This window comes from Micromonospora sp. NPDC051543 (assembly GCF_044454415.1).
Lineage (GTDB): Bacteria > Actinomycetota > Actinomycetes > Mycobacteriales > Micromonosporaceae > Micromonospora.
On record NZ_JBITDT010000005.1, the window covers coordinates 279,387 to 295,807 of the forward strand.

At 70.6% G+C, this 16,421-nt stretch carries 18 protein-coding genes; 8 read left to right on the plus strand and 10 right to left on the minus strand.

Features of this window, described 5'->3' with window-relative positions:
* Positions 1 to 3: 3 nt before the first annotated feature.
* The 6 genes from ACIA3K_RS11415 to ACIA3K_RS11440 form a co-directional block, all read right to left on the minus strand.
* Complete coding sequence (locus tag ACIA3K_RS11415; protein WP_396800617.1) at positions 4 to 576, minus strand: hypothetical protein; 573 nt, start codon at positions 574 to 576, stop codon at positions 4 to 6.
* Positions 573 to 1,895, minus strand: a complete 1,323-nt coding sequence (locus tag ACIA3K_RS11420; RefSeq protein ID WP_396800618.1) for a hypothetical protein — start codon at positions 1,893 to 1,895, stop codon at positions 573 to 575. Before ACIA3K_RS11420 ends, ACIA3K_RS11415 begins: the two co-directional genes overlap by 4 nt.
* Positions 1,892 to 2,689, minus strand: coding sequence for an ATP-binding cassette domain-containing protein (locus ACIA3K_RS11425; protein ID WP_396800619.1), 798 nt, complete (start codon positions 2,687 to 2,689; stop codon positions 1,892 to 1,894). Before ACIA3K_RS11425 ends, ACIA3K_RS11420 begins: the two co-directional genes overlap by 4 nt.
* Positions 2,690 to 2,700: 11 nt before the next feature.
* Complete coding sequence (locus tag ACIA3K_RS11430; RefSeq protein WP_396800620.1) at positions 2,701 to 3,507, minus strand: hypothetical protein; 807 nt, start codon at positions 3,505 to 3,507, stop codon at positions 2,701 to 2,703.
* The gene (locus ACIA3K_RS11435; protein ID WP_396800621.1) at positions 3,504 to 4,055 is read right to left on the minus strand and encodes an RNA polymerase sigma factor; all 552 of its coding nucleotides are present in this window, start codon (positions 4,053 to 4,055) and stop codon (positions 3,504 to 3,506) included. Before ACIA3K_RS11435 ends, ACIA3K_RS11430 begins: the two co-directional genes overlap by 4 nt.
* 93 nt (positions 4,056 to 4,148) lie before the next feature.
* Positions 4,149 to 4,718 (minus strand): NADAR family protein, encoded by a 570-nt coding sequence (locus ACIA3K_RS11440; protein ID WP_396800623.1) that lies wholly within the window; start codon positions 4,716 to 4,718, stop codon positions 4,149 to 4,151.
* 491 nt (positions 4,719 to 5,209) lie between these two features.
* Between ACIA3K_RS11440 and ACIA3K_RS11445 the strand changes: the two genes are divergently transcribed.
* The 3 genes from ACIA3K_RS11445 (at position 5,210) to ACIA3K_RS11455 (ending at position 9,870) form a co-directional block, all read left to right on the plus strand.
* Entirely contained in the window at positions 5,210 to 5,980 is a 771-nt protein-coding gene (locus ACIA3K_RS11445) for an IclR family transcriptional regulator (protein WP_396800624.1), read from the plus strand.
* A gap of 441 nt (positions 5,981 to 6,421) precedes the next feature.
* Complete coding sequence (locus ACIA3K_RS11450) at positions 6,422 to 7,852, plus strand: extracellular solute-binding protein (protein ID WP_396800626.1); 1,431 nt, start codon at positions 6,422 to 6,424, stop codon at positions 7,850 to 7,852.
* 101 nt (positions 7,853 to 7,953) lie between these two features.
* Complete coding sequence (locus tag ACIA3K_RS11455; RefSeq protein WP_396800627.1) at positions 7,954 to 9,870, plus strand: ABC transporter permease subunit; 1,917 nt, start codon at positions 7,954 to 7,956, stop codon at positions 9,868 to 9,870.
* Positions 9,871 to 10,172: 302 nt separating this feature from the next.
* Here ACIA3K_RS11455 and ACIA3K_RS11460 read toward each other — a convergent pair whose 3' ends face one another.
* Positions 10,173 to 10,640 carry a DIP1984 family protein gene (locus ACIA3K_RS11460; RefSeq protein ID WP_396800628.1) on the minus strand — a complete coding sequence of 156 codons (468 nt, stop codon included), beginning with the start codon at positions 10,638 to 10,640 and terminating at the stop codon, positions 10,173 to 10,175.
* A 17-nt stretch (positions 10,641 to 10,657) separates the two neighbouring features.
* Between ACIA3K_RS11460 and ACIA3K_RS11465 the strand changes: the two genes are divergently transcribed.
* Entirely contained in the window at positions 10,658 to 10,786 is a 129-nt protein-coding gene (locus tag ACIA3K_RS11465; RefSeq protein ID WP_396800629.1) for a hypothetical protein, read from the plus strand.
* Between the two features lie 10 nt (positions 10,787 to 10,796).
* On the opposite strand, the gene ACIA3K_RS11470 is transcribed toward ACIA3K_RS11465, so the two are convergent.
* Together ACIA3K_RS11470 and ACIA3K_RS11475 are read right to left on the minus strand one after the other, a co-directional pair.
* A complete protein-coding gene (locus ACIA3K_RS11470) occupies positions 10,797 to 11,696 on the minus strand; it encodes a CDP-diacylglycerol diphosphatase (RefSeq protein WP_396800630.1) in 900 nt (299 codons plus the stop codon).
* A 162-nt stretch (positions 11,697 to 11,858) separates the two neighbouring features.
* Positions 11,859 to 12,119 (minus strand): low temperature requirement protein A, encoded by a 261-nt coding sequence (locus tag ACIA3K_RS11475; RefSeq protein WP_396800631.1) that lies wholly within the window; start codon positions 12,117 to 12,119, stop codon positions 11,859 to 11,861.
* A 185-nt stretch (positions 12,120 to 12,304) separates the two neighbouring features.
* On the opposite strand from ACIA3K_RS11475, the gene ACIA3K_RS11480 reads away from it, so the two are divergent.
* Together ACIA3K_RS11480 and ACIA3K_RS11485 are read left to right on the plus strand one after the other, a co-directional pair.
* Positions 12,305 to 12,799 carry a hypothetical protein gene (locus ACIA3K_RS11480; RefSeq protein ID WP_396800633.1) on the plus strand — a complete coding sequence of 165 codons (495 nt, stop codon included), beginning with the start codon at positions 12,305 to 12,307 and terminating at the stop codon, positions 12,797 to 12,799.
* A gap of 102 nt (positions 12,800 to 12,901) precedes the next feature.
* The gene (locus tag ACIA3K_RS11485; protein WP_396800635.1) at positions 12,902 to 13,528 is read left to right on the plus strand and encodes a phosphatase PAP2 family protein; all 627 of its coding nucleotides are present in this window, start codon (positions 12,902 to 12,904) and stop codon (positions 13,526 to 13,528) included.
* A gap of 5 nt (positions 13,529 to 13,533) precedes the next feature.
* Here ACIA3K_RS11485 and ACIA3K_RS11490 read toward each other — a convergent pair whose 3' ends face one another.
* Positions 13,534 to 14,283 carry a prepilin peptidase gene (locus tag ACIA3K_RS11490; RefSeq protein ID WP_396800827.1) on the minus strand — a complete coding sequence of 250 codons (750 nt, stop codon included), beginning with the start codon at positions 14,281 to 14,283 and terminating at the stop codon, positions 13,534 to 13,536.
* Between the two features lie 632 nt (positions 14,284 to 14,915).
* On the opposite strand from ACIA3K_RS11490, the gene ACIA3K_RS11495 reads away from it, so the two are divergent.
* Together ACIA3K_RS11495 and ACIA3K_RS11500 are read left to right on the plus strand one after the other, a co-directional pair.
* On the plus strand, positions 14,916 to 15,482 hold the full coding sequence (locus tag ACIA3K_RS11495) for a hypothetical protein (protein WP_396800637.1): 567 nt from the start codon (positions 14,916 to 14,918) through the stop codon (positions 15,480 to 15,482).
* A gap of 32 nt (positions 15,483 to 15,514) precedes the next feature.
* The gene (locus ACIA3K_RS11500) at positions 15,515 to 16,393 is read left to right on the plus strand and encodes a hypothetical protein (protein WP_396800829.1); all 879 of its coding nucleotides are present in this window, start codon (positions 15,515 to 15,517) and stop codon (positions 16,391 to 16,393) included.
* The last annotated feature ends 28 nt before the right edge of the window (positions 16,394 to 16,421 follow it).

Genomic DNA, 16,421 nt, shown 5'->3' on the forward strand with positions numbered 1-16,421 from the left:
CCGTCACTCCCGTCGGGCGGCGCCGCGCATCGCGTACGCCACAAGACCTGTCACCGCCAGGACGGCCGCGACCACCGCGGCCGGACGGCTGGTGTGGGGTTGGCCGGGCCAGGTGGCGAGCGTGCCCCACGTGCTCGACTGGGGAAACATGGCGGCGGCTACCGCCCAGCCCACGGGGAGGAACCAGGCGCGGGCCGCGCCTGCGACCGTCGCGCAGAGCGCGGTCAGGCCCAGCAGGCCGGCGGCGTCGCGGACCAGCAGCGCGGTGGGGCCGAACCGAGCGCCGGTGGGGTGGGTGGCGAGCAGCACGACGAGTACGAGCGCCAGCGCGGCCAGCAGGTGCACGGCTCGCCGCCACGGCCAGCGCAGTGCGGCCGCACGTTCCAGGTCCTCGTCGGGGGCGGCCAGTGTGGTCGACAGGGCGGCCACCATCAGCGTGACCGTCAGGACGACGAGCAGGAGGATGACGTCGCGCTCGGTGGACAGCGTCAGCCACAGCGCCCAGATCAGGGCGGCGGCGCTGACGGACGCGGCCAGTGCCAGGGGTACGCGTCGTGCGCGTAGGTGCAGGATCACCGCGACAGCAGTCCGGTGGGATCCTGGCAGGCCAGGATCGCGTCGCGTACCGCCGTCACGCGGGAGAGCGCCTCCGGCGCGGGCAGCTTCTGAAGGTCCCGCCACAGGGTGACCGCCTCGGCGTTGAGCTGCGGATCCTCCTCGATCATCTCGGGGATGACGCCGACGTCGGAGACCGGCTCGCGGCCGAGCAGATGGTAGGCGGCGGCCCGTTCGACGGCGGCGTTGCGCTCGCAGTCCGGGCCGCCGTATCCGGTGCCCAGGCCGAACACCATCTCGGGGACCACGGCGTCGGGGTGGGCCAGGCCGCCGTGGTCGTCGATCCGGACATCGATCGTGACGGTGTCGGCGTCCCGGACGGGCACGTCCCCGATGAGGTAGGCCCGCGTGTCCTCGTGGGCCTGGGTGGGGGCGTTCGGCATCTTGGCGAGGGCGGCCAGGCCCTGGCGGGCGAGCGGGGTCAGCGATTCCAACACGTTCGCGTTGACCCGGGTGACGCAGATCTTCGGCGCGTCGTCGGTGCAGACGAGTTGGCGGGCCACGGGGTCGATCGGTGCGACGAGGGTTGCCTCGTCGCGGGGGACGATCGCCGCCGCGACGCCGAAGCCGAGCAGCACCGGCAGGACGGCGGCCACCGACGTGCGGGGACCTTGCGCGACCAGCAGGAGTACGCCGGTCAGCGCGAGCCCGGCCATGAAGATGGCGAGAACGGCGGTGACCCGCGGGTCGATGGTCTGGAACGGGTAGAACGGGGTGCTGCCGTACGCGGGAGACAGGATCGCGCCCATCCAGTCCGGCCGCATGATCACGGTGAAGAAGACCAGCAGCACACCGGCCACGGCGAGTACGGGCGCGGTCACCAGAGCGGGTAGCAGCCGCCCGATGCCCAGGCCGAGCCAGGCCGCCGCGACCAGCGAGAACGCCCCGACCAGCGTGATGGCGACGACGTCCGGTGGGAAGTACGCGGCGGTGGACGCGATCCGCACGCCGCCCGCGCCGACCACCAGCAGGAAGGCGAGCCCGAGCGCGGCTCCCATCGCGACGAGGACCGGGAGCATCCGACGGGCGCGGGACCGGGGTGTGGTGGCGAACAGTTCCCCGACCTTGGCCCGGTGTTCGCGCCGGCCCTGCCACGCCCCGGCGGCGAGAGCGATCGGCCAGAGCAGGAGCAGGTACTCCTTGACGGTAAGCGTGAGGGACATCCATCCCTCCGACCAACGGCCCGGGGCGAGGTAGAGGGCGGCGATGCCGACCGCCAACACGAGGAGCGCGGCGCCGGCAGCGGCGGAGCGCCGGAGTTCGATCCGCAGGACGCTCATCGGCCGGCCTCCTCGTGGCGGCGGAGCAGCGCCGAGTAGCCGCGTTCGGCGGGGCTGTCGCCCGGGTGGCGCTCGTCGCCCTCGGCGGCCAGCGCGGCCGGCGTGCCCTGCCACACCAACCGTCCCTCGTTGATCAGCACCACCTCGGTGCAGGCGGCGACCACGTCCTCCACGAGGTGGGTGGAGACCAGCACGCAGGCGTCCGTACCCAGGTCGCGCAGCAGCTCGCGCAGGTCGAGACGCTGCTCGGGGTCGAGGCCGACGGTCGGCTCGTCCAGCAGCAGCACCCGCGGATCGTTGACGATGGCCTGGGCGACGCCGGCCCGGCGCAGCATCCCGCCGGAGAGTGTGCGGAGCCGGGCGTCGGCCTTGGCGCTGAGCCCGACGCGGTCGATCGCGCGCTGCGTGGCCGCCGGGATGTCGGGCTTCGGCATCTCCTTCAACCAGGCCAGGTACGACACGAACTCCCGCACCGTGAACCGCGGGTAGTAGCCGAAGTGCTGCGGCAGGTAGCCCAGCGAACGCCGGGCCTGGCGCAGGTCGGCGCGACCGTCCACCGAACTGCCGAGCAGGGTGAGCCGGCCGCCGGACGGCTTGAGCACGGTGGCCAGGGCACGCATCAGCGTCGTCTTGCCCGCGCCGTTGCGCCCCAGCAGGCCGTGCACGCCGGTGGTCAGGCTCAGGTCGAGCCCGTCGACGGCCAGGTGTCGGCCGGCCCGCACCTTCAGCGCCTCGGCGTGAACGGCCCAGGGGTGGATGGTGGTGGCCGTCTCGGCCAGGCTCACCGCTCGCATGGTGGTTCCCTTCAGTACGAGGTGAGGCGCCGGAAACTGTCGGCGCGCAGGAGGGTCAGGGCGGCCAGTACGACCGTGACGATGGCCCACCCGCCGATGGCTGCCGGTTCCAGGAGCACCGGCAACTCGGCGGTGGCGAGGCTGGGTGCGACCACGGCGGCGGCCCAGGCGGCCATCAACCCGATCGCGGCGCGGCGGACGCCGACGAGGGAGCCGAGCAGCAGCGTGGCGGCGGTGAAGGCCAGGCACGGCAGCAGCATCAGCGCGGGGTTCACCCGGCTGGCCCCGTAGGCGGCGAGCACGGCGAGCACCGGGATGACGAGGACGAGCACCCCGGCGGTACGGCGTAGGAGCATCGTCAGACCGGCCGAGGGGGTGCCGACGACCAGTTCCCAGGCCGGGTCGCCGCGTCTGCTCCAGGCCGCCGCGACCCCGGGCAGCGGCGCGAGGGGCGCGAGCAGCAGCACGATCGACGGCAGCTCGGACAGGAAGTACGTGAGCAGGGCCGCGGTGCCGAGCACGCCGGCGGTCATGGCGACCCAGGGCAGCAGCGCCGCCACGAACCAGCGCTGCCGCAGTGGCGTACGGAGGAAGGCGCTTGATCGTGGGGTGGGACCGGCGGCGATCGCGTGGTCGACGACTGCCGCGACCTGGGCGACCAGGGCCCGCGACTCGGCCGTGGTGCTGCCGGCGAGGCGGGCGCGGCAGTCGGCGCAGCTCTCCAGGTGCACCTCGATCGACCAGACGGTCGCCTCGTCGAGGCCGGCGTCGCCGTCGGCGTAGCGGTCGATGTCGTTAAGGGTGGGATGCGTGGTCACGACAGGGCCTCCCGCAGGACGATCCGGGCGCGGCGGATCCGGGACTTGACGGTGTTCTCGGGTACGCCCAGCAGCACGGACGTTTCGCGGACGGTGAAGCCATCCAGGACGGTGGCGCGCAGCACCGCGCGGACCTCGGGCGGCAGCACGGCGAGGGCCTGTTCGAGTTCCTGCCCGACCCGGCCGGCGAGGGCCTCGTCCTCGGCGGCGGGCACCACCGTCTCGACCGGATGCACCTGCGGCACCCGGGCCTGCCGGGAACGACGCCGGAACGCGTCCACCAGGCGATGCGCGGCGATGGTCCACAGCCAGCCGACGGCACTGCCGCTGACCTGGTCGCCGGTGAAGCTGCCGGCTGCCCGCCATACCGCGAGGTAGGTCTCCTGGAGGACGTCGGCGACCACGTCCGGGTCCGCGCACCGGCGTCGCAGGCGCACCTCCAACCAGGGCGCGGTACGCCGGTACAGCTCGTCGAAGGCCCGTCGGTCACCGCGGGCCACCCGGCGGACGAGTTCCTGCTCGTCCGCCGCGTCCAGGCTTCGTCTCACGCCAGGTAAGACGACCTCCCTTGCGCAATCGGGTGCCTCGCGACTGTGACCGTCGTCACTCCTGCGGGCCGGCCCTCCGGGCAGAGCCGGAGGCTATCGAGCGTCGATTTGTGCGCGGGCATTCATCAGTGCGAACCCGAGGAGATTCTGGCCGCGCCACTGGGCCGGATCCTCGGCGCGCGGGTCCGTGGCCGCCAGTCCGATGCCCCAGACGCGGTCCATGGGGCTGGCTTCCACCAAGATCCGGTTGGCCGTGCCAGACAGGTACCGCCCGAGGTCGGGGTGCTGATTGAACTTCGCCACGTTGCCGGCGACGACCAGACCGAAGCCGTGCTCGTCCCAGCTGGCCTGATCGAATCCGCGTACCTGCCGGCCCAGGGCCTTGACCGCGCCCGGATGTGAAGCCGTCAACATCTGCGCGGCGATCGCCTCGTCACCGAACAGGCGGGCCTTGCCGACCATCATGTAGTGCTCAGCGGTCAGATAACGGTCGCCGTCCACGGTGAATGGCGCCGGCCACCACTGGCTCAGGCACCCGGGACCGATGCTGCCGTCGGCCTGCGGCCGGTGACCCCAGAAGAACAGGTACTTGGGACGCCCGCCCTCAGCGACATGGGCGCGCAGGCTGGTCAGGTCGCAGGGCAACGGATCCGTCGTGGTCACGTCGAGCAGGGTGCCAGACCTGTGCGACATCGAGCGTCGGGTGACCTGGCCCGGCGCAGGCGGCCTGCACCTGCTCGGCATCCGAACCCCCGAACGGATGTGAGCGAGACCGGCGCGGTCGGAAACCCCGCCATCCATGCTGGCGATCCCAGAATCACGAGCAGCGTAGGTAGATTGGACCGAAGTAAGATGCAATCTAGCTTCGGAGGGGTCGAACCGGCTGCCTCACATGGCAGGACGGGCCGTTCGATCGGCGTCACCTCGACGAACTACGCGGCCACGCCCCCGCGATCCCGGGCTTCGAACCCGGGGCAGCGGTCTGGTCGTCGTCAGCCGATCCGGCACCGCCCTCCCAAGCGAGGCCGTGGGCTACGGGCGTTGCCAACGCCGCTCGGAGCCTGGCGCGGACGGCTCACGTGGCTATCCTCTTCAGGTGCTGGTCCGTGTGGAGATCGTTGACGCGGGTCCGGCATTTCGAAGGGACTAGCGACATGGCCCGTGTGGTACCGGCAGTTATCCGCGCACTCGACGTCCTCGAACTGTTCCTGGACTGCCCCCAACTGTCGGCCCGCCAGGTGATGGAGCGGCTCGACCTGCCGCGCACGACCGTCCACGAGCTGCTCGTGACGCTCGAAGCTCGCTCGTACCTGATCTCCGTGCCGGGTCAACCGGTGCAGTATCGGCTCGGGATGCCGCTGTTCCAGCTGGGCGCGGCGTTCGCGGGTCGGCTCGATCTGGTGCGCGAGGCGCAGGGTGTCGCGAGGGACGTGGCCGCCGCCTGCGACGAGGCGGTTCACGTAGCGGTGCTGGACGGCGCCGATGTCGTCTACCTCGTCAAGTTCGACAGCATCCACCCCGTTCGGATGGTGTCCGGAGTCGGGTTGCGGCTGCCCGCCCACTGCACGGCGGTCGGCAAGGTGCTGCTGTCGGCCCTCGATCCGGAGGACCTGGACGCGGTCCTGTTGAAGGATCCCCTGCCGGGCATGACGCCGGACAGCATCACCGACCCGGACCTGCTGCGGGATCATCTCGACCAGGTCCGGGCGGACGGCGTCGCGGTCGACGTCGGCGAGTCGGACAGCGCGATGCGCTGCGTCGCGGCGGCGATCCGGGATCACTCCGGCGCCGTCATCGCCGCGATGAGCCTGTCCGCGCCGATCATCCGCTGGACGCCGCAGGTGCAGGTGGAGTGGACCGGGCTGGTTCGCGAGGGCGCGGCAGCGCTGTCGGCGCGCATGGGCTACCGGGCCCAGTCCCGGTAGCAAACCTCCCGCTTTTGGTTCGAAACAGCATCGAAACATTGACATCGCTAACCGGGCTGCTCTAGCGTCGCACCACTCGATGCGGTATATCGAACCTAGTTCGAAATCTCGAACGGCGGTGGGCTCGTGACACGACCGAACCGGAACGTCAGCGTCACTGTCTCGGCCCTGTCGCCGACCGCCTCGACCACCTCGCGCCATCCGAGGTGCGGCACCCGACAGATCTCGGGTGGCTCGGACGGAGCATGCGTGAGCGGACGTCCCGCGGCGGCCGGCTGGCCTGCTCGCCGTGACGGCGACCGACGAGCGAACTGATCTCGACAGGCGACTCTCCCCGGTCGCCACCACAGAAGCCCAACTGGAAACACGACGATCGCGGCGTTCGCCGGGTACGCCATCGGCGTGCAGCCGTGCGCGGCGAGATGAAGGAGGCGGGTGTCCATGGAGGACAAATCGGGTTGGTCTCGACGCGGCGTGCTGGGGATGGGGGTGGGAGTGCTCGGCGCGGCGGGTCTGGCCGCGTGTGGGGGCACCTCCGAATCGCCGACCAAGGTGCAGGCCGAGGTTCCACAGGAGCTGATCGACGCCGCCGCGTCGATGAAGGGCTCCTCGATAGGGATGTTGTCGCAGAAGCTGTACTCGACGGCGGCGAACGACGCCCTCGACAGCTCGATCAAGAAGTTCGCCGACACCACCGGCACCAAGATCGAGAACAGCCTGGTCCAGGCCGACGCGGGTGACGTGGTCGCCAAGATCGATGCCGAGGTCAAGGGCGGGGTGGCACGTGACCTGGCATTCATGACCGACTCCCGGTTCGTCGCGCAGTTCCAGGCGCTGGGCGACCTGGAAGACGTCACCGACGTCGTCCAGGCGCTGACCGCCAAGTACGGCGAGCCGTGCGCGGAGGCCAAGAACTTCTGCGTCTTCGACGGCAAGTGGTTCGCGATCCCGTACCACTTCATCGGGATCGGTTCGTTCCTGCGCAAGGACTGGATGCAGGACAAGGGCATCACGCCCAAGGACATCTACAGCTGGGAGGAGCTGCGGGACGTCTGCCTCGAGATCTCCGATCCGGGCAAGCGCCGGTTCGGCTGGGGCATGACGATCAACCGGTCCGGTGACGCCAACGGCATGATCGAGGCGCTGATCAACGCGTACGGCGGGTCGATCGCCTCCAACGACGGCAGGAAGGTCACGTTCGAATCACCGGAGACGGTGCAGGCGGTGACCTTCCTGGGCGACATCTACACGAACGCCAAGTACAAGCCGATGCTGCCGCCGGGGATCGCGAGCTGGACCGACACCAGCAACAACGAGAACTGGCTCGCCGGCATCCTCGGTTACACCCGCAACCAGTTCAGCGTCTACGCGGACTCGCGGACCAAGAAGAACCCGGTGCACGCCAACACCCACGTGTTCTCCGACTGCATCGGACCGGCCACCAACAATCCGCTGCTGCTCGGCCAGTCGCAGGGCTTCGTCATCTTCAAGGGCGCCAAGAACCCCGCGCTCGCCAAGCTCCTGGCGCAGTACCTGGTCAGCGCGCCCGCGCTGCTCGGAGTGGCGAAGGAGGCACCCGGTCTGGTGATGCCCGCTTGGGAGAAGGTCTGGGACGCGGACCCGTTCTTCACCAGCGGCGACCCGGCGTTCCCCATGCTGCGCAAGATCACCCAGTTGCAGCTGCCGTTGAACACGAAGAACGGCCTGACCTTCCCGCAGAAGGCCAGCGCCGGCCAGCAGGCCGTCGGCTCGGCCTACGTCCTCACCGACATGATGCAACAGGTCGTGCAGGGCACCGCGCCCGCGCAGGCCGTGAAGACGGCCCACACGAAGATGGTGCAGATCTTCAACCAGCAGGGGCTGCCGCAGTGAGGACGCTCCGTCCCGCGCGGGTCCCGGCGGCGAGGGTCTCCTCGCCGCCGGGATCCGGCTCCCTCACGGCGACCCAGCGCCGGCTGGGTCGTGACTGGCGAATGGCGGCGCTGTTCCTGACGCCGATGGCCGTGCTGGTCGGCGGCCTCGTGCTCGTACCGATCGCCCGGTCGATCGTCACCAGCACCACCGAACGGCACGGGCAGGAGTCCGTGTTCGTCGGCCTGGACAACTACCTGCACCTCATCGGCGACGACCAGTTCCACACGGGCGTGGTGAACTCGTTCGTCTTCACCGCGTACGCCGAGATCTTCAAGGTCGTGCTCGGGCTGGCCGCGGCCCTGCTGCTGCACCACCGACGCCGAGGGCGGGCGGTGCTGGCGGGGTTGCTCCTGGTGCCGTGGGTGGTGCCGACCGTGGTGACGGCGTTCAGCTGGCGCGCGCTGCTCGACCCGATCTTCGGCAGCGTCAACAACCTGCTCACCGCCACCGGAATCGGGCCGCTGCTGGTCGATCTGCACCTGGTGGACAGCTGGCCGGCGGGCTGGCTGTCCGATCCGTCGCTGGCGATGCCATCGGTGATCATGGTGAACGTCTGGAAGGGGGTGCCCTTCTTCACCGTGTGCTTCCTCGCCGGCCTGAAGGCCATCCCGGCCGACCTGTACGAGGCGGCGACCATCGACGGCGTCTCGGCGTGGCAGCGGTTCGCCAGCGTGACGCTGCCCGGCCTGCGCCACGTGATCACCGTGACGGTGACCCTGTCGTCGATCTGGACGTTCAACAACTTCGACCTCGTCTGGCTGCTCACCCAGGGTGGCCCGGGCGACGTGACCGCGCCGTACGTGCTCGTCGCGTACTCGAAGGCGATCCTGCAGTTGCAGTACGGCGCGGGAGCAGCGGTCACGCTCGTCATGCTGCCGGTCATCGGCGGCCTGGTGTTCTTCCTGGTCCGGCTGTTGCGCCAGGATTCGGGGGCGAAACTGCCCCGGGCACGACGCACGGCGCTGCAAGTCGGTACGCGGGTGCGCAAGGCCCTGCCGTGGGTGATCACGGCGGTGGTCACCGGCCTGCTGATCTGGGCGTCGCCGGAGATCTTCTGGAAGGCGGCGGTCGTCCTCGGGGTGATCCTGCTGATCGCGGCGGCGGTCGGTCGGGTGGTGTCGACCCTCCAGTCGCGCGGCGGTCGCCGGGCATCGTCGACGGTGTCGGGCTTGGGCTCCTGGGTCGCGCTCGCCGGCCTGCTCTTCTTCGTGCTCGGTCCGCTGTACTGGATCGGCGTCACGGCGTTCAAGTCCGAGGGCCAGGTCGTCATGCGTACGGACGACCTGTGGCCGACGCCGTGGACCACGGAGCAGTTCACGGCGCTCTTCGCCAACCAGCCGTTCGGTCGCTGGTACCTCAACACTCTCCTGGTGTCCGCGGCGTCCACGGCGGTGGCGCTGGTCTGCGCCGCTCTCGCGGGTTACGCGCTGGCCCGGCTGCGGTTCCGTGGCGCGCAGGGGTTCACCGTCACCGTGCTGCTCACCTACGTGATGCCGGGCGCGCTGCTGTTCATCCCGCTCTACCAGATGCTCATCGGCGTGCGACTCACCGACTCGTTGTGGTCGCTGGTGGTGACGTACCCGACGTTCACGCTCCCGTTCGCCACGTGGCTGCTGGTCGGCTACTTCTCCTCGATCCCCGTGGAGCTGGAGGAGGCCGCGCTCGTCGACGGCTGCACCCGCCTACAGGCGTTCGGCCGGGTGGTGTTGCCGCTGGCCAAGCCCGGACTGCTGGCGGTCGCGCTCTTCACCCTGACCAACGCCTGGAACGAGTTCCTCTTCGCCTTCGTGTTCATCACCAAGGACGAGTACAAGACGTTGCCGGTGGGGATGCAGTCGATGATCGCCGGAGACGTCGTACCGCAGGGACAACTCGCCGCGGCCTCGCTGCTCGTCAGCATCCCCGTGGTGATCATGTACGCGCTCGGGCAGCGCTTCCTGACCGAAGGGCTCACCGCCGGAGCGGTGAAGGGCTGATCGGCGGCCGGTGGTGGAGCTTCGCGCTCCGCCACGGCCGTCTCCCACCACGGGTCCAGCGACCAAACCCTTGGTGTACGAGGTTGCGGAAGTCCCCTGTCCCACCCTCACCGTCGTGGATCTGCACCTGGTGGTGTGCCGTGCCCTGTGCGCCGTCACCGGTGTGCCGTGCTGGGCATGCGGTGTGTGTCGGGGAATCGAACCCCCGCGCCTGCCCTCGGCGCGCCAGGAGGGAGCCGGATTGCCCGCCGGCTCGCGGGTTCGTGCACGCCTCCACGTCGGCTACCTGCTCCGCAAACTCCTCAATCCAGCAGCTCGACCTCCCAGTTCGTCCGCTGGATCAGCGTGTCCACCTCGCGTAGTTGCCGGGCGAGGTCGTCGGCCTGCCGGCGCAGCTCGGCCACCGGCAACGCCGGGACCATCTTCAGCTCCGACCGAAGCTGCCGGTACCCGCGCTGACCTTCACCGGCGGCCGCGTCCGCTGCGGAGGTGACCACGCTGTGCCGCAGACGGAGTACGTCGCGACGCGCGAGCGCGTCGGTGAGCGTCCCCACCCCGTCGACGGTGGTGGCGGCGTTGGTGCGGTTGATCTGCCGGATCAGTGACTCCAACTCACCGAGCACCTCGCCCGCTTCGGCGAGGAGAACCGAGGCGTCCTCGGCGGGAGTCTCACCCTCCTGGAAACGGGCGCTGGCGGTGATGCGGGAGCGGAGTTGTTCGGCGCGACGCGCCGCGTCCGCGCGCAGCGCCAGGGCTTCGGCGAGCTTCATGGCTACGAGTATGGGCAGTGTTGATCAGAACCGCGCTCCAATTTCAGGCGGAACAACAGGGTGGGCGGGAGCACCTCGCCGCCGAGTCGCTGCGGCTGCGGGCCGCCCTCACCCGACGCGACCTGGCGTCCGGCTCGCCGTCGTGACCTGCGGAGATCAGGTGTACGCGAGCAGGAAGTCGACGGTGCCCGTACCGCCGGGCTGGCCCTGCGGGGTCTGGAGTGCGGGCTCGCTGTTGACGACGTAGAACCCGCCGTTGCCGACCAGGCGAGGGGTGACCGCCATCGCCTGGTGGGCCATGTTCGCCCCGGTCGGGCGTACGACGAAGTCGCGCAGCAGCGTGAACAGGTTGTCGTTCAGATTCGACACGTGCAGCACGCGGTAGGAGCGGGGGGCCGGGGCGCCCCCGCTCGTCAGGCCCCAGATCGGGACGATCTGGTTCCGCCAGTTCGCCGGGTTGTTGCTGATCACGTTGTCGTACGAGTTGAGCTGGGTCTGGATTCCACTGTGGATGCCGGCCAGGTGGATGTGCAGTTGGTCCTGCTGGCGGGCGTCGGCGGAGTTGATCCCGAGCCCGATGTTCGGGTAGACCACGTGCGAGGGCTGCCCGGGCTGCGCGTTGATCCAGGCGTCCAACCAGTAGTTCGGTGCGGCGGCGGTGGCGATGAACGGGCACTCGATGCCCTGCACGCGGCAGGTCGGCACGAGCAGATAGTTGTGGGTGTTCGACGGCGCGCCGTTGAGCACCACGTAGGTGGACGTGGTGCGCAGGCAGTTGGTCGGCGGTGAGGTCCGCGTACCCAGGCAGACCTGGACCCGGTCCCAGAGGTCGAACCGGCCGCCGGTGTCGGTGGGATAGCCGCACAGGGCCGACGGTGTCGGGCAGGCGCTGCCGCCCGGGTTCGGCGGTGGCGGGGGTTGGGGTGAGCCGCCACCACCATCGGCCATTCCACCGTCCGCCCCGGCCAGGGTGAGAAGCCCTCCCGCGCTGGCGGCCCCGGACAGCTTGACGAACTGACGTCGGGCCATCTGATCGATCCGTCTGCTGCCGCTCATCGCCACTCTCCACCCAGGACGGTCCGAGGACGCTGCCCGACCCGAAATCCCTGGTCAGGGGTCGGACGAGAAGGTCGGAACGTGCCGAGAATAGGACAAAGTCTCACACCTCAGCGGAGCGCTGGCGGCGGAGTCCCCTGATCGTGTCCCGACGAGCTCTGCTCACCGCGCGAGCGGTTTCTCGAACCAGTGGTGGGCGTAGCGCTCGGTGTTGTACGGCGGGATCTCCCGGTAACCGGCCGAGCGGTACAGGGCGATCGCCTCGGTGAGGTTGCGGTTGGTGTCGAGCGTGAGGTCCCCCAGCAGGTGCTGGGCCGTCTGGCTGAGAGCGAGCACGAACGCCAGATCGAAGAAGAGTTCCAGGAACGAGGCGCTGAGCGAGGCGTCGCTTCCCCGTAGCAGCCGTTCGGGCCTGCTCGCCATCTGTTCGTCGTACCACCCGGGACCGGCCGCCAGAGGCAGAACGCGTGGGCGGCCGTCGCCGACCCCCGCCTCACCAACGGAGCGCCCGAGGCGACGACCCGCCCGCCCCTCCTGTCGTTGATCCGGCTGCACCCCTGGTCAGCGCCGACCACGGTGGGGGCACCCACGCACGAGGAGGGACGCCGATGACCAGTCAACGGGAGACCGTACGGGTCGAGAACGACCTGTTCCGCGCCGTGTACGACTCGCCCGCGTCACTGCCCGGCCGACACCGGTGGACCACCCCGGAGTCGGACGTGCGCCGTCTGGAGAAGCTGCTCGGAATGCCGACGCGCACCATCGGCGCCCCGCTCTGGGTCAGCGGCGACGAGCCGGACTGCCCGAAGTGCGGCCGGCGGATCACCTGGTACGACATCGTCTCCTCGGCGGTCACCGGGCTGCACGACAAGGGCATGATCGCCGAGGTCATCCTCGGCGACCACAAGTACGTCAACACCGAGGTCCCGGACGCCATCGCGGGGGTGCACTGCGCCGACTGCCACACCGCCATCGAGGGCCTGCGCAGCTTCAAGTGCCACAACTGGGCGTACGCCTTCGAGGCGCTGGAGGCCGTCCGGGAGCGGATGGCCGGCGGTCCCGGCCCGACCCAGCGGGTGGCCGAGGGACCCGCGTCGACCTGAGCCCCAGCCAGCCGACCACGCGCTGGACCGACCTGCCCCCACGTTCGCGTTTCCAAGATTTCTCCAAGATGAACGCGGTATGAACGTGTGGAGAGGTGATTCATGGCCGACAGCGGCACTACGGACGTCCCAGAGATCAGCGCGGAGTGGTACCACGACATCGTCGATGCCGCCGCCGGCACCCCGCACCCGGTGCAGTGGTTCGTCGGGCACGCCACCGAGGGGGTGATCCTGCTCCTCGGCGCGCTCCTGGTGGTTGCCGCGCTGCGCCGCCTGGCCGGTGGCCCGCACGACCGGGCACTCGCCCTGGTCGCGCCGCTGCCGACTCTCCTGGCGTACGCGGGCAGCGAATTCCTCAAGACGGTGGTGGACGAGGACCGGCCGTGCCGGACGGTGGGCCGGGCGATCATCGCCGGGACGTGTCCACCGACCGGCGACTACTCCTTCCCGAGCAACCACGCGACGCTCGCCGGCGCGCTGGCGGTCACCACCCTGCTGCTCTCCCGGCGGCTCGGGTTGATCGCGTTGCCGTTGGCCGTGCTGGCCGCGTTCTCCCGGGTCTTCGTGGGCGTGCACTACCCGCACGACGTGGCCGCGGGGCTGCTGCTCGGCGCCCTGGTCGCCCTGGTCGCCACCCCGCTGCTGGCCCGACCGACCGCCGAGGCGCTGCGTCGCCGTACCGACGCCCGCCGGCCGGTGCCCGACCTGGCCGGCCGACCCCGCCCGTAGGCCCCTCAGGCGGCCAGGAGCGCGCCCGCCGTGCCGAGGAGCAGGAACGGGCCGAACGGCAGGTGGGTGGTCCAGCGGACCCGTCGGGCCACCAGCAGCCCCAGGCTCACCAGTGCGGACAGCCCGAAGGTGAGCAGCAGCCCGAGCACGAGGACGGGCCAGCCGTACCAGCCGAGCAGCGCGCCCACGCCGAGCGCCAACTTGGCGTCGCCCAGCCCGAAGCCCCGGCGACCGAGCAGCAACGTGCTGGCGGCGAAGAGCAGCGCCAGACCCGTACCGGCGGCGACGGCCCGCACCCAGGGACCAGCCCCGGCGCCGGCCAGCGCCGCCACGCCGAGCAGCAGCCAGGTTCCGCCGGCGGCGGGCAGGGTGAGCCGGTCGGGTAGCCGGTGCACGGCCAGGTCGACGAGGACCGCCGGTAGCGTCCAGCCCAGCCACCAGGCCACGGCCGGCAACGCTCCGAGCGGTGGGCCGACCAGCACGAGCACCGCCACGGCGGCCAGTGCCGCCACCTCGATCGTGCCGGGCGGCGGCCCGACCCGCGCGCGACACCGACCGCACCGGCCCGCCGGACCGAGCGCGGGCCATGGCGTGCGCAGGCTGATCACGGCCCCGCAGTCGTCGCACCCGGTCCGGCTGGGGGCGTCCGAGGGTACGGCGTGACGCACGACGGCCAGCCGCAACAGCGGGGTGACGAGCAGGGTTGCCAGCACGGGTGCGAGCCGGAGACGACGGGCACCCGCCACCGGCCCCACCTCGGTGACCGCAGGACCGCCGGAGGCCGACGGTTGGTCGGTCGGTTCGGCCGTCAGCGCCACGTCGACCCCGCCGAACGTCGCACGACCACTCCGAAAGGTGAACACGGATCGTGACTGAACGTTCGCTCGGGTGTAGCGGATGGCGCGGAAAGCGACGTCTCCCACCGACGACTTCCGCCCCGGAGCACGCCCCACGACGTGCGGTCGCCGCGGACCCACGGCACGGGCGGCGGGCCGACTTGCGGGCGCGATGTCCCACTTTCGTAAGGGGCGCAGGGGTCAGGACGGATCGACCCGCGCCAGCGAGGCCGGGCCAGCGGCGACCCCTCGACCGACAGCCATCCGGAGCGCGGCACGCACACGTGCCACCACCACCCATCATCACTCAGAGTGTTCGGTTGAATTGCCTCTGTTGCATCGGCGATCGTGAGCTTATGCTCGCCCCTTGAGTGTGACGCAAGCCTCACATCGATGACCGGACAGCACAGGACCTTGCATTTGTAGAAGATCCGCAACGGTGAATGCAGAAGCGCCAATGAACGGCCGGATGAAGTGATCCGGGCGCGCTTTCGCATGCTCGACACCGGCGCTTCGTCGCCGCGTCGGGCTGTCACGAGGAGGGTTCGGCGGTGGTCGGACGGCAGTTCAGGCGAGCGACAACCTGCCTGCTGGCGATCGTGGCGACGGTGGCGGTCACCGCCTGCGGCAGCGGGCAGGAGGCGGTCGAGCGCCCGACGTCGGGGCGTGCCGACGGGGTACGGGCGGATTCGGATGTCGATCGCGGGGCTGCCGAAAAGGCCGCGCTCGAGGCGTACTCCGGATATCTCACGGCCTCGCGCACGGCGAGTCGGCGCGGCGATCCGCACGCGCCGGAACTGTCCAGATTTCTCGCCGATCCACTGTTGACCCGGGTGCAATTGTCCATTCGCGATGCTAAGGAGCACGGCGCGATGCGCACCGGGACCTTGAGATCCGATCCCACCGTGATCGCCGTCGACCTCGACTCGGACCCGGCCACCGTGGAGATCCAGGACTGCCTGGACGCGACCGGCTACCGGCTCGTTTATACCAAGGACCAACGGGTGGTGCCGGGCAGCGGTGGCGGCAAGCACCTGGCGACGGCCACCGCCACCCGCTATCCCGATGGTCGGTGGCTGATCAGCTCCGGCGTCGCGCACCAGGACCAGCCGTGCTGAGCCGCCGGATCCTCGCCGGGGTCGGCCTGGCGATGCTGATGGTGATGGTCGCCGCGACCCCGCCGGCCTCCGCCGCCCGCCGCGCGGGCCCGGGGGTGGAGTGCCCGCCCGGCCAACCGGACTGCAACGTCTGGGACGACGAACCCGGTCACCCCGGCGACCCGGGGGGCGGCGGGGACAACGGCGGCGGAGACTCCGGCGGCGGGGGTGGCGGCGTCTGCCAGTGGGGCGGCCGGACCATCCCCTGCTACGACGACGTGCTGGGTTGGTTCAACAACGGCGACGGCTGCTACTACAAGCTCGCCGTGCCGCAGAAGCCGGCGGAAGAGGGCCAGCAGTGGTACGTCCAGACCTGCAACGGCGGCGACCTCGGCGCGCAGGACACCGTGCTGCGTAACGGGCCGCCGCCCGGCTTCGGCGCTCCGCCGGACCCGGAGGAGCTGGCCCGCCGGGCTCTCGCGTCGATCAAGCTGCTGCCGGCGCGGCTGAAGGTCGCCCCCCGCAAGGACATCGGCCCCGGCCTGGTCGGCCTGCCGGTCTGGATGTGGGCGACCCCGAGCGCCAGCTACTTCGGGCCGCTGAACGCCTCCGCCACCGACCGTGGGCTGACCGTCTCGATCGAGGCGAAGGTCGACCGGATCGTCTGGAACATGGGCAACGGCGACACGGTCACCTGCACCAAACCCGGCACCCCGTACGACCCGAAGGGCAAGCGCGCCGGCAGTACCTCGCCGGACTGCGGCTACCACCACGGCTACCCGAAGGCGGGCACCTACCGGGTGGGTGCCACCACGTACTGGACGGTCCGCTGGTGGACCGACAACGGCGTGGAGGGCGACCCGATCGCGCAGACCCGGACCAGCGGCACCGTGCCGGTGCAGATCAGGGAGCTTCAGGTGGTGACCAGGTGAGTGACCCGGTTCTGCGAGCACCCCAGCC

Coding starts and splice junctions, on each gene's coding strand:
- ACIA3K_RS11420 (WP_396800618.1), bottom strand. CDS start 1,895: ATGAGCGTCCTGCGGATCGAACTCCGGCGCTCCGCCGCTGCCGGCGCC.
- ACIA3K_RS11425 (WP_396800619.1), bottom strand. CDS start 2,689: ATGCGAGCGGTGAGCCTGGCCGAGACGGCCACCACCATCCACCCCTGG.
- ACIA3K_RS11445 (WP_396800624.1), top strand. CDS start 5,210: ATGGCCCGTGTGGTACCGGCAGTTATCCGCGCACTCGACGTCCTCGAA.
- ACIA3K_RS11450 (WP_396800626.1), top strand. CDS start 6,422: ATGGAGGACAAATCGGGTTGGTCTCGACGCGGCGTGCTGGGGATGGGG.
- ACIA3K_RS11455 (WP_396800627.1), top strand. CDS start 7,954: ATGGCGGCGCTGTTCCTGACGCCGATGGCCGTGCTGGTCGGCGGCCTC.
- ACIA3K_RS11460 (WP_396800628.1), bottom strand. CDS start 10,640: ATGAAGCTCGCCGAAGCCCTGGCGCTGCGCGCGGACGCGGCGCGTCGC.
- ACIA3K_RS11470 (WP_396800630.1), bottom strand. CDS start 11,696: ATGAGCGGCAGCAGACGGATCGATCAGATGGCCCGACGTCAGTTCGTC.
- ACIA3K_RS11475 (WP_396800631.1), bottom strand. CDS start 12,119: ATGGCGAGCAGGCCCGAACGGCTGCTACGGGGAAGCGACGCCTCGCTC.
- ACIA3K_RS11480 (WP_396800633.1), top strand. CDS start 12,305: ATGACCAGTCAACGGGAGACCGTACGGGTCGAGAACGACCTGTTCCGC.
- ACIA3K_RS11485 (WP_396800635.1), top strand. CDS start 12,902: ATGGCCGACAGCGGCACTACGGACGTCCCAGAGATCAGCGCGGAGTGG.
- ACIA3K_RS11500 (WP_396800829.1), top strand. CDS start 15,515: ATGCTGATGGTGATGGTCGCCGCGACCCCGCCGGCCTCCGCCGCCCGC.